Origin of the sequence: Paenibacillus provencensis (genome assembly GCF_042678545.1) — a bacterium.
GTDB lineage: Bacteria > Bacillota > Bacilli > Paenibacillales > Paenibacillaceae > Paenibacillus > Paenibacillus provencensis.
This window is the reverse complement of sequence record NZ_JBHTKX010000001.1, coordinates 724,219-736,137: the sequence shown is the minus strand read 5'-3', so window position 1 is coordinate 736,137 and position 11,919 is coordinate 724,219. Positions and strand designations below refer to the sequence as shown.

Below are 11,919 nucleotides of genomic sequence, written 5' to 3'. Positions count from 1 at the left end.
TATGACAACCATTGAGAAGCAATTGAGTGCTTCCCCTCGGAATCATCGATATATTTTGACCGTTACCATTATTGTGCTCATACTATTCATCTGGTCCCTAGACACCGTAAGCTTCGAGGATGTGAATCAAAAAGGAATCTCGATAGCAATGAATATTTTGACAGGGATTGTTACTCCCGATCTTGAACTGTTGTTCAGTCTAACGGAGCAAGGGGTTCTTTATCTGCTGCTTCAAACGACAGCCATCGCCATACTGGGAACACTCGTCGGGGCAGTGCTGTCTGTTCCGCTCTCTTTCTTGGCAGCATCCAATATAGTGCCAAAGCCTATCGCTTGGCTTACAAGACTGCTGCTTATTATGATCCGCACGATTCCCGCACTCGTATATGGACTCATGTTCATTGGTGTAACTGGACCCGGACCGTTTGCAGGGGTGCTGACCATCGGATTAACCTCTATCGGCATGCTGTCCAAATTGTATGTTGACTCCATCGAAGAACTGGACAAGCAGGTACTGGAGTCGATGACCTCTCTAGGCTGTAACACTTTTGAAAAAATCCGCTACGGTATAATCCCGCAGCTATTTTCACTGTTCCTGTCGGTGACGATTTACCGGTTCGACATGAATATGCGTGAAGCCTCGATCTTAGGGCTTGTTGGCGCAGGAGGAATTGGTGCTCCTCTCATCTTCGCGATGAACAGCTACCGCTGGAACCAAGTCGGCTCCATCCTGATCGGCTTAGTCATATTTATCCTGCTCATCGAATGGATGTCCAACAGACTTCGTTCCAAGCTCGTTAATGGCTAATCTTCTCTCGGTTTGTCGATGAATCACACTAAATATAAACAACACAAGCAAAAACCTCCGAATACGTTCGGAGGTTTATCTATGTTCCCAATTGGAGAGTGAAGATTGCTTAGTAAATAACCCTCCAGTTGTTATTGCAGGAAGCATGTATGATTTCCCGCTTCATAATATAGTTTGCCAGAATTTCTGTCATATCTGTCGGGATCTCCCGTATTACCGGCTTGTTTACCAGCATGGAGAAGTTACCTCCACCTCCTGCCCGATAGCTATTCATGACAACCTCATACTCAGTGTCATCTGCTATAGGGGTGCCTCTGAACAGCAGCTTGGTGACCCTACTTCCCTCAGGTCTTGAAATATCTAATTCATATTCAATACCTTCCCACATGTCATAATTAAAATGCTGCGGCTTCGGCTGAAGATAACTCTCGGAAGTTCTAAGCCCCTCTCCATTCTCATTTAGTCGAAAATAACAGGCATTCTGCTCCAGTGCAGCCCGGATATCGCTGCCGGACAGTAGAAGCACTTTGAGTGTGTTCGGATAAATATAATTGGAGACGACATCTCTCATCGTAATGTGCTCAGTGAACCCTCTCGCTTCATTGGTAAATATCGCAGCACAGGAAATTTGCGCCCCTGTTGCCTCCATTTGTACCTGGTTGACGAACTCCGTAAAGGCATGATCCATCTGTCTGGCAGCCATAGGGTCTACAATCGTCATGTCCCCCTCGACTCTGCCGATCGGCTGATCCAGCCATGCCTGAGTTCTTCGCTCACCTTCTGCAAAGATCTCAAGGATCTCAGGATCTGCCTCTGCATCCACTGCATACAGGAGCATCGCATTTCTATCACTAATTACCCATCTACCTTCGGGATTGCGGCTAAACATCAGCTGTACCTTGGATATAGCCTGTCCTGCAGAGCCAGGCTGCACATAGATTACTCCGTTCAGCTCTCCGGCAAGCAGACGGTGCTGATGACCCGTGAGCAGCACATCGATGCCTTCAAGTCGCATGCACATTTCATAACCCTGATTCTCTCCTGTTAGAGGCTCGGTAGCGTCTCCGGTGTGAGGGTCACGCTCAAACCCGCCGTGATAGCTTACAACGATGGCATCCGGGTTCTCGGTATCCCGAATGTGAGTTACCCAGCGCTGCGCAGAAGCAAGCGCATCCTCGAATTCCAAGCCTTGAATGTTGGAGGGTTCCTCCCAATTCGGAATATAGTGGGTAGTCACTCCCAGAACGGCTACTCGAATACCCTCCTGCATCTCAAATATACGATAAGGCTGTCCAAACGCTGGCTGACCATCGGTCTGATTAACGATATTAGCCGACAGATAGGAGCAGTTCGCATCCTTAATCGTGCTGTTTAACAGCCCCATCCCGTAATTAAACTCATGATTGCCAATAATTGCTGCATCGAATCTCAGCGTATTCAGCACGGCCGCTGCAGGGTGAACACCCTTTCTATCGTACTTGGCATAATGATACATGAAGGGAGTTCCCTGCAATAGATCTCCATTGTCCAGCAGCAGAAGAGACGGGTCGTCCATCCTTTCTTTGCGGATGAGTTCTGACAGCTTGGCAAAGCCGAGGGGCTTATCCCCCGGTCCCCGATAATCGGTTGGATAGATATGCCCATGTACGTCACTTGTCTGGAGCAGTGTAATCGTAACTGTATTTGTCGAGTTCATTATTTCATTTGTCCTCCCGTGCTCTAAATGCGGCTTACTCCCATCCTATTGTAAAAGAAAACCAACAACTCATCGTAAAGGTTTGTTTGATTAAGGTTAATTATCCGTTTACAATGCGCAAACCCGTAAGGAATCTAGATAAGGAGGAATGCGGAATTGCCTCGTGCGATCGTAACTGAAGCTCAGGTGACGAAATGCTGGCTTGGATTACCTGACTCCGGATGGAACCTCTCACGGAACTGCCCGTCCGTATAAGAACCAATCACCTTTCTCCAGAATGCTTGCGCAACGACATTCGTACGGACCTGCGACACCTTCCATTCGCCTGAGAAACGACGAAACAGTTCCTGGGCTGCCCAGGTGCCAACACCGCTGCGACGATATTTTTGCATAACAAAAAACTCCGTCATATAGTAATCGCCTTCTCGCCGTTCAGACAATCGTTCAACTAAGGCAAATCCGGCTGGCGCTTGTCCACTTCGAATGAGAAAGGGGAACTTATCCGAATGGATAAAATACTCATTCAAGTTCGGATATTCGGGGAATACCCCGTCGCTGTTCACATCAATATCTAAATACTTGGTAAAATCATATAAATAAAATTGCATCAAATGCCTTATAATCTGGCTCTCTTCCCTGGATATAATGGTGAGGCTTAGTTCCAATTCATATCACCTCGCGCTCGTTCTTTTTTTTGTATACTCTCCGTCTATTAAACACTAACACCTTTATATAAAATATAAAACTTTCAATTCGGACCTTCAAGCGTACTTTCTAGTCTTCATCCTTCTTCTAAGCAGGCTTGTTTTTTCCTTTGAAAAATCAATGTGGTAAAATAAGGTCAATCCATATACAAATCCAAAAAAACCGGGGGTTACATTGCTATGAATATACAAAAAGAAACCGACCGTAAAAAGCTTGATGAACGTGTCGTAACCATGCCCTGGTTCGTTCAGCAATTCATTGACTACAAACTGCCGGACCTGTCACCCTCCACCCTGCTGGAGTATGTCAGGGATTATGATACGTTTTTTACATGGCTTCGTGCAGAGGGACTCTCCACGGCAGAGAAGAATTCAGATGTCACCTTGAAGGATCTGGAAGTACTCCGAATGGACAGCATTACAGGCTATCGGATCTACTTAACGACGAAGAGAGAAGGCGCAAATTCCCGTATCACGATATCCCGCAAGCTGTCCTCTCTTCGCTCACTCTTTCACTATCTCAGCCAGATTGCCGAGGATGAGGAGTTTTATCCACTCTTAAAGCGCAATATTATGGCCAAAATCGAGATCAAGCGGGTTCATAAGCCCAAGGATACAGCGGCCAAGCTCAAAGGTAAAATACTGGAGGAAGATGAGCTCCTTGAATTTATCGGATACATATTAGAGGGCTATGCAAAGGATGTCGAGAAGAATAAGCAAGCCCTGTATTCCCATGAACAAAATAAGGAAAGAGATGCGTGTATCGCCAGTCTCATTCTCAATTCAGGACTGCGGGTATCCGAAGTCGTCAATCTAAACGTCGATGATCTTGATCTCAATAACAAGGTGCTCTATGTATATCGCAAGGGTAACAATGATGAAACATTCAAGAATCCAGTCTATTTCAGAGAGCAGGCAAAAGACGATCTTCTAACCTATATGCAGCTGCGGACATTACGCTATCATACACCCAAGAAAGAAAAGGCACTCTTCGTCACGGTCCCCAATGGTCAAAAGGAAGGGAAACGCATGACAAAACGTGCTATTCAAGCCATGATTATCAAATATGCCAAACGCTTTGGGAAGCCCTATCTTACTGTTCATAAGCTTCGGCATTCCTTTGCAACCGACTACTATTTACAGAATGATATCTACAAGACCAAGGAACAGCTGGGGCATGCCTCTACAGAAACGACAGAGGTTTATGCCCATCTAACTGATAAAACGATGTCCGAAGCTATTGAACGCCGCACTGAATCATAAAATTTGCAATTTTCGTGACATGATCACGATCATAACAGGCTGCCGAGTCAGGCAGCTGTTCTTTATCCAGCCTTTTTGAATCGACAGCGATAACTGCTCTTATCTGCTCTAGCTGAAGTAGAGCGAGGTCCTCTTGTTCTTTCACCATCAGGAGTTTAGGATAGGGAGCTCTCTTGAAGCCCTCCACCAGAATGTAATCATAGGCAGAGAATCGTTCGATGATCTCTTCAAGAGATGTGCTCCGCTTCTCAATGACAGCATGTCTGGAATTCGAAATGACAGCAACGGCTTCAGCACCAGCTTGACTATACTTTCCACTGTCTGTATTCGGATGATCCATATCAAAGTGGTCATGTCCATCATGCTTAATGACAGCCGTCGTATAGCCTCTTTCTCGCAGCTCCCGTACCAATCTTGTAATCAGCGTCGTTTTTCCTGCATTCTTATACCCGATGACTTGCCAAATCCTCGATTGATCGAAATGTGTATGCCCAGAATTCATCCTGCTCCCCCTTCTAGCATCCGGATGCTGTATTTAGCTTAAGCAGTTCTATGGGTTCCCCTGCCTTAAGTCCCTTGGATTCAGGACGAACAATAATGAGACAATCACTGTCTTTAATCGTGACCATGACACTCGACTCGTCCACTTTTGCCGCAGATGCGTACACTTTTCCGTTCTTAATGCTTAGTTTACCCCGGACATATCGGGTAAAGTTGTTAACCTTGGAGTAATCTTCTCCTAAGGTTGCTGTCCACTTCTCCAAATAAGGCGAATCCGAAGCCTGCATCATCCGAAGAGCTGGTCTTACGAACAACTCGAACCCGACATAACATGCACCTGGATTACCAGACAACGCAAATAACAATTTATGTTGTACGACAGCCGCCGTCGTCACACTGCCTGGACGCATCATGACCTTATTAAACAGCATTTCCACATCGTCCTGTCGCACAAGATCTCCCATAATATCATAGTCTCCCACGGAGACTCCACCGGTCGTTATAATCACATCGTATTTCTGGACGACTTCCTCCAGCATATGCCGTGCCAGCTCAATATCATCCACGATCGAACCCAGCAGATGAGGCTCACCACCGGCCTGCTTCACTTGAGATACGAGCATATAGCTGTTACTGTTTCGAATTTTGCCGGGCTGCAGCTCTTCATCTACACGAAGCAGCTCCGTTCCTGTTGCGAAGATAGCGACCTGCGGCTTGCGATATACCGGTACCTCGTGAAATCCGAAGGTAGCGAGGACCGATATTTCTCCTGCAGACAACAGTGTTCCCTTTTTGATTAGCAGCTCACCCTCTGAAATTTCTAAACCAATGGGTGTAATATTGGTGCCTGCTGTGATGGGACGTTTGAAACCGACAGCTGTAGCTCCAGCTTCATTCCGGACCTCAGTTGCTTCGATCATGACGACGGCATCGGCTCCATCCGGCACCTGTGCTCCCGTCATAATTCTGGCAGCTGTTCCAGCGTAGATGACTTTGTCCGATGCATATCCACATGGAATCTCGTCGACGATTTGGAGCCAGATTTGATTCCTGCCAGAAGCCCCATCAAGATCGCTGCTCTTCACAGCGTAACCATCCATCCCCGATCTGCGAAAATAAGGATAGGGATGCGGTGCGCGAATATCTCTGCTGATCGTACGGCCATGCACTTTATCAATGCTTACGAGCTCTGTGTCCATCTCCTGTACATGCCTGCTGATCATCTGCTGAGCAGCTTCTACTTGCATCGCTTTGCGGTTGAACTTTGGATCCGTTGATATATTTGCCATCATATACTCCTTATGTTTATCATCTTTTTCCAAAGTGTAGCGGCTTCTTTCTGCCCCTGCAAGGTCTGTACAGCCTGATTCCAGGATTCTGTTCAAAAAAAGAGCTGGAACTAAAGTTTAAATCAACTCTAGGTCCAGCTCTTATAATTATTCCCCTACTTACCTTCGCCTTGAAATTCGCCCTGAACCCATTTTGATTTTGGGCCGGCTGCTCTTCTTAGGAGATGAGAATATGCTTGATCCGCCGCTCTTCCCTCGTTCAATCTTTCCTTTGCTAGAAGAGGATGATGAAGATCCTCGTTCGAGCACACTATTTCCTGATGTTGACTTGCTTGTGTCGGCTGTATCTCCTAGCCCTCTCCTGATAATGGATCCGCTCTTATTCGTTGTCAGTGGAGGTGCCATCGACTTATCGTTATCCGTAGGCGTCCGATACGTTCCTTGGGACGGTTTATAAGTCTTCTGAGTTGTATAACCCCGATATTTCCCCGCGCCTTTTAAGGAATCAAACATACTGTCGAGAATCGATGCCGTTATATATCCCTGGAGAAAGGAGGAGCTGTAGTTCTGTCTAACATATTCTTGTGAGTCTACTTCAATAAGCGTATCTTCCGGTGTCTCTGGATCTTGCTGGAGATGATACAATTCATCAGGATATACAAGGAACATTCGCTCTGTATCCTGTGGAGATACTTCTTCCGGTGATCTCTCTTCCATCAGCTCATCCGCAACTTCAGGCACCGTCATACCCGCAGCACGATACACATAGGAAGTTGAATTGCCGCTGCCATTCACAGATTCGAGCGGGTAGTTCTCTTTGACCGCAGATGCTGTTCCGCATCCACTAAGTACAGAGACGAATAAACTGAGGACAAGTACAATTTTGATCGTGTAAAAAAAACGCTTGTTCATGGTTAACCTCTCCTAGGTTGCCCGAATAACTTTAACATCTGCTGGAATGATGTGCTCTCCCTCGTACAGCATGAAACGCCCATTTTGCCATTCAATCCTGAGCAGATGATTGTCATCAGACTGATACTGCCAGACATGCTGCTCTCCGCTCTGGGAGAAAGGAGTTCTTCCTGTTGTCAGCACATGCCCCGCGTATTGTTCTTCCATATGATAATCTCGGTCATCAAGCTCTATTGTTGTCGGTACTTCATCCGGGCTGTCGAGCCGTCCATCAATCGGCTGATACAGTCCGTATGTGAGTCGTTCTCTCTCTTCAATATGCAAGTATGCGAGCTGGTTTCCGTCTTGAATCGTAAGCACGACTGCATTGCGTCCACGATTCTGCACTCTTCCTACGACCTCGTAAGTAATGAGTGAAACCTCGCATATATCTCCAGGAGCCAGCTGCAGCATGCTCTTCTCTTGCGGCTCCGGCTTTGGCTTCGACAACAGACTCGTTACTCTTTTCCATATACTCATTATCTATCAATCCCCTACGTCTTCTCGATCTTAATTATAGTGAAGCCGAAATGATCAGTGCCCCAACCATATGCAGTGTTCCGGAGAACAACCCATATCCGATCTTGCCCTGCTGCATACCTCCATCAATATCAAAGGCAGCAAACCTGCGAATAATAAAATGGACCACGGCTTCGATCACAAGCAGAATGATAAAAGAAATAACCGATACAATTAATGCGTCCCCTAAATGATACGAAACAGATATTGACGAAGACAAAATGTATCCTTGTGCAAACAGCTTCATAATCAGTCTCGTTGTAACCGCCATATTGCCTGCCTTCACTTCTGCAAAATCCTTATACTTCGTAAACAGCGAATCGATATACATCAGTATAAAAAGTAATACAGCTCCCGATCCTGTCCATACCAGCATGCGTAAAATATCCATAAATTCCATCTCGGCTTACATCCCCCACTGTTCAAGATAACTCCTCAAGAAAAACGAAGGAGAAACTGTAAAGGTCTCTCCCTCGCTTATATATGTGCTGATCATGTTATCCATTCATCTCTTCATCAATAAAATACTTATTTATTGTCGTACTGCTTCATCAGTGCAGCGAGTTCGTCCTCAACAGCCTGGTCTTTACCAATATTCTCAAACTCTTCGTCGAGAGATTTATCCTTCTTGTTCATTTCATTGCTTGCTTCTGCCAAGGCTTCAGCCTGCAGCATTTTATCTTCCATCCGTTTTAGACCGGCTGTTGCGGAATCCGAGCTAAAATCATTCATCGCCTTGTTAATTTCAGTTTGTGCTTTGGCTGCGTTATATCGGGCAACCAGAGTTTCACGCTTGCTCTTCATTTCAGCGAGCTGCTTCCGCATCTCCTCAAGCTTACTGCGGAGATTGTCAGCTGCTGCCTTGTTCTGCTCATAGCTTACTTTGTACTCAGCAAGCTTCGCTTCAACATTCTTCTTCTCTTCTAATGCACGACGAGCCAGATCGATGTTCTGGGCTTTGGCAGCGGTATGTGCCTGCTCTTCACGCTTCTTAACCAACGCTTCTTGTTCCTCGTACAAAGACTTGAATTTTTTCTCTAGGGCAATTTGAGATGCAACGGCCTTCTCCGCATCTTCAAGGTCTTCCTGCATATCACGAATATATTGATCCGTTAATTTGATCGGGTCCTCAGCCTTGTCAATCAGTGCATTAAGGTTAGACATGGTAACATCACGCAATCTTTTAAAAAACGACATTTCATATTCCTCCCAAATTGGTTTTCTATAAGCATCAATCTTCATAACTTAGCAAGTTGCTTCTAATCCAATATTACGGATCACTTTAAATTCCGTTTCAAATATTTATTAAACCTAAACCTTTAACACAAAAAATCCCTGCCTCAATGGAGCTGTAGACAGGGGCGGCACATTAAAATCCTCTTAAATAAGGTTTGGGTACAGACTGCTTGCCGCCAATGGCTTGAGAAGCGTGCAGCGCCCAATACGGATCACGCAGCATTCCCCGACCGACTGCAACAAGATCGGCTTGACCCGATTCAATCACATTTCTCGCATCCTCATAATCTTCCAACAGGCCAACAGCAATTACCGGAAGATCCAGCTCACTCTTGAATACATGCGCGAGCTCCACCTGATATCCGGCTCTGGCAGCGGGGCCGCCATCCGAACCGATCGGACCTTCTCCTCCCGAGGTAATATGGAAGATATCCACACCCGCGTCCTTGTATTTTTGGCCAAGTTCAACAGCATATGGAACATCATAGCCATGCTCTACATATTCTTTCGCGGATATACGCATGATGATCGGCATGTCACTTGGAATCACCTCTTTAACCGCTGTGATGATCTCAACACCAAATCGTGATAAGTCCTGACCGTATTCGTCCTCGCGATTATTCGTCAAGGGAGAGTGAAACTGGTGAATCAAGTAGCCATGTGCTCCGTGGATTTCAACTGTGTCAAAACCGGCCTCTACAGCTCTTCTCGCCGCTTCTCTATAATCGATTACCAATTGCTTCACTTCTTCGTACTCTAGCGCTCTTGGCACCTCATACCGCTCGCTGAATGGAATCGCTGAAGGTGCGACAGGCGGCTTCGCATCCTGAGCCTTACGGCCTGCATGGCCGAGTTGTATCCCAATCTTACACCCATAGGAATGTACGGCATCAACCAGCCTTCGATAGGAAGGGATCTGTTCATCACTCCATAGACCTGTATCCAGATTGGTAATTCTTCCGTCCGGATGAATACCGGTCATTTCCACGATAATCAAGCCCGTACCGCCTACAGCTCTGCTGACATAATGCACATAGTGCCAATCGCCGGGAATTCCGTCCTCCTCCGTAACACTGTATTGACACATCGGCGGCATGACAACACGATTTTTTAATTCCATGCCCTTCACCTTAAAGGCCTCGAACAATTGACTCAACGCATCTCAGCTCCTTGTCCTTTTTTCTAGAATAATATCATCCTGCTAAGGTAATAACAAACAAGTAACCCCTTATTCGTATCCCGGATTTTGCCTAATTCGCAGTAGTTATGCCACAAATACATAACAGAGGAGTTAATTATATTGAAGCGTTTGTTAAACTACATTTTTATTTTGATGCCTTTTATTGCCATAGTAAGTGCTTTCACTTTCACAGACTTGTCAGATGCCTATATTAGTACAAAGCAAGTAGCAGCCATAAACAAACCGGATTCTTCAAAGGCTTCCTCAGAACAAAATTCACCAACTCTCGGGCAGCTCCGCAAGAAATACAGCCATTATTTTCTGACCAATGGACCAAGGGTTAACAAGGTTGCTCTCACATTTGATGATGTTCCTGATCCCAGGTTTACACCGCAAATTCTTGATATTCTGAAAAGCCATGGTGTGACAGCCACCTTCTTTGCTAATGGTCATCGGATTGAGAAATACCCTGAACTGTTTAAAAGGATTCACGAAGAAGGTCATGCCATCGGTAATCACAGCTATTCACATCCTGACTTTAACCGACTGACTCTAGATCAATTTATTAAAGAGATTCAAAAGACAGAACAGGCTGCATACCCATACATTCATTATTATCCTAAGATGATTCGTCCCCCCTACGGTGAGATTACCGAGGAGCAGTTACAGTGGGCTATGGCCCATTCTTATCGTGTGGTTAATTGGAACGTGGATTCACTCGACTGGAAGGGAATTGGCAAGGATGAGGTGATAAGAAATATTATGTCGGGGATAAGGCCTGGAGCGATTGTCCTTCAGCATGGCGGGGGCGGAGTAGGTTCCAATCTCAGCGGTACCATTCAGGCTCTTCCTGAGGTAATTACTAGGCTCCAAGCCTTGGGATATGAGCTTGTTACTGTCCCTGAGCTGCTTGGGATTAGCCTGGAAAAATAAAAAACCCGTGAAAGCAGAGCGGCTCTTCACGGGTTTACAGCGTTCAATAATCGAATCCATTTTCACAACTTATTCTTTAATGAAATATAATTTCACATCCTGAATTCCAAATTTGCTTACAAAGCTTGGGCTTCCAGGAATAAAGATATCAATCTTGTTACCTTTAATCGCTCCGCCAATATCCGTCGCCGTGGCTACAAAAGCCTTGTCAGGCAGTCCGTCATGAGAATGTCCTGTCACGAGTACCTTGGTACCGAGAGGGATGATATCGGGATCGACAGCAATGGTACCGAGCTCCAGATCATTACCGAAATAATCAACGGCTCCGTATCCACCGTTCTCTGCAGGATCGGAGGAGTAGGCTGTCGCTTTGACATTAAGCGTTTTGCTGTAATCGAAATTCTTACCCCATGCTTCAACCACTTTGTTCGAGCTGTCTACATTTAAGCTGGCAGTTACTGCTGGGTTGCTGCCAGCTGCTTGGGCAGTAAGCTTGGAGGTTGTCGGGATTGTAATCTTTAATCCGCCGTAGATGTTGTATGGCGAGATTTTTTTATTTGCATTCATAAGCTGTTGTAAATTCACTTTATACTTTTTGGATAGTGTGTAAAATGTGTCTCCTTCTACAGCAGTATGTACTTTGTCTGCGTGTGCAGGAACTACCTGAACCATCAATGCCGCACCTAAGACGACCGCTGCAGCAATGCTAGTCTTCTTGAAAGATTTAAACATAATGTCCTCCCTCATGAATTTGACTGACGTAAATATATCACAATTTTGTAACCTTGTATTATGTAAATGTTGGAAACAATCTGATCAACTCCTATTGATACACAAAA

General features: G+C 45.6%; 13 protein-coding genes. 3 read left to right on the top strand and 10 right to left on the bottom strand.

Features of this window, described 5'->3' with window-relative positions:
• Position 1: 1 nt before the first annotated feature.
• Positions 2-808 carry a phosphonate ABC transporter, permease protein PhnE gene (phnE, locus tag ACFQ3J_RS03615; protein ID WP_091157564.1) on the top strand — a complete coding sequence of 269 codons (807 nt, stop codon included), beginning with the start codon at positions 2-4 and terminating at the stop codon, positions 806-808.
• 109 nt (positions 809-917) lie between these two features.
• Here phnE and ACFQ3J_RS03610 read toward each other — a convergent pair whose 3' ends face one another.
• Together ACFQ3J_RS03610 and ACFQ3J_RS03605 are read right to left on the bottom strand one after the other, a co-directional pair.
• A complete protein-coding gene (locus ACFQ3J_RS03610) occupies positions 918-2,504 on the bottom strand; it encodes a bifunctional metallophosphatase/5'-nucleotidase (protein WP_251581196.1) in 1,587 nt (528 codons plus the stop codon).
• A gap of 182 nt (positions 2,505-2,686) precedes the next feature.
• Positions 2,687-3,112: a GNAT family N-acetyltransferase gene (locus tag ACFQ3J_RS03605; protein WP_091157569.1), complete on the bottom strand. Its 426-nt coding sequence runs from the start codon at positions 3,110-3,112 to the stop codon at positions 2,687-2,689.
• A 276-nt stretch (positions 3,113-3,388) separates the two neighbouring features.
• On the opposite strand from ACFQ3J_RS03605, the gene xerS reads away from it, so the two are divergent.
• On the top strand, positions 3,389-4,471 hold the full coding sequence (gene xerS / locus ACFQ3J_RS03600) for a tyrosine recombinase XerS (protein ID WP_091157572.1): 1,083 nt from the start codon (positions 3,389-3,391) through the stop codon (positions 4,469-4,471).
• On the opposite strand, the gene mobB is transcribed toward xerS, so the two are convergent.
• The 7 genes from mobB to ACFQ3J_RS03565 form a co-directional block, all read right to left on the bottom strand.
• On the bottom strand, positions 4,446-4,973 hold the full coding sequence (mobB, locus tag ACFQ3J_RS03595; protein WP_251581194.1) for a molybdopterin-guanine dinucleotide biosynthesis protein B: 528 nt from the start codon (positions 4,971-4,973) through the stop codon (positions 4,446-4,448). The genes xerS and mobB overlap by 26 nt on opposite strands.
• A gap of 13 nt (positions 4,974-4,986) precedes the next feature.
• Entirely contained in the window at positions 4,987-6,264 is a 1,278-nt protein-coding gene (locus tag ACFQ3J_RS03590; RefSeq protein WP_251581192.1) for a molybdopterin molybdotransferase MoeA, read from the bottom strand.
• A gap of 156 nt (positions 6,265-6,420) precedes the next feature.
• Positions 6,421-7,173, bottom strand: coding sequence for a DUF4247 domain-containing protein (locus ACFQ3J_RS03585; protein ID WP_251581190.1), 753 nt, complete (start codon positions 7,171-7,173; stop codon positions 6,421-6,423).
• A 12-nt stretch (positions 7,174-7,185) separates the two neighbouring features.
• Positions 7,186-7,692 (bottom strand): DUF4178 domain-containing protein, encoded by a 507-nt coding sequence (locus tag ACFQ3J_RS03580; RefSeq protein WP_091157579.1) that lies wholly within the window; start codon positions 7,690-7,692, stop codon positions 7,186-7,188.
• 34 nt (positions 7,693-7,726) lie between these two features.
• Positions 7,727-8,131, bottom strand: coding sequence for a DUF350 domain-containing protein (locus tag ACFQ3J_RS03575; protein WP_076312739.1), 405 nt, complete (start codon positions 8,129-8,131; stop codon positions 7,727-7,729).
• A 128-nt stretch (positions 8,132-8,259) separates the two neighbouring features.
• Positions 8,260-8,928, bottom strand: a complete 669-nt coding sequence (locus ACFQ3J_RS03570) for a PspA/IM30 family protein (protein ID WP_091157582.1) — start codon at positions 8,926-8,928, stop codon at positions 8,260-8,262.
• 172 nt (positions 8,929-9,100) lie between these two features.
• Positions 9,101-10,123, bottom strand: a complete 1,023-nt coding sequence (locus ACFQ3J_RS03565) for an NADH:flavin oxidoreductase/NADH oxidase (protein WP_251581188.1) — start codon at positions 10,121-10,123, stop codon at positions 9,101-9,103.
• A gap of 144 nt (positions 10,124-10,267) precedes the next feature.
• Here ACFQ3J_RS03565 and ACFQ3J_RS03560 point away from each other — a divergent pair, with 144 nt between their 5' ends.
• Positions 10,268-11,080, top strand: a complete 813-nt coding sequence (locus ACFQ3J_RS03560) for a polysaccharide deacetylase family protein (protein WP_251581187.1) — start codon at positions 10,268-10,270, stop codon at positions 11,078-11,080.
• Between the two features lie 69 nt (positions 11,081-11,149).
• Here ACFQ3J_RS03560 and ACFQ3J_RS03555 read toward each other — a convergent pair whose 3' ends face one another.
• A complete protein-coding gene (locus ACFQ3J_RS03555) occupies positions 11,150-11,812 on the bottom strand; it encodes a 3D domain-containing protein (protein WP_091157586.1) in 663 nt (220 codons plus the stop codon).
• Between the last annotated feature and the right edge of the window lie 107 nt (positions 11,813-11,919).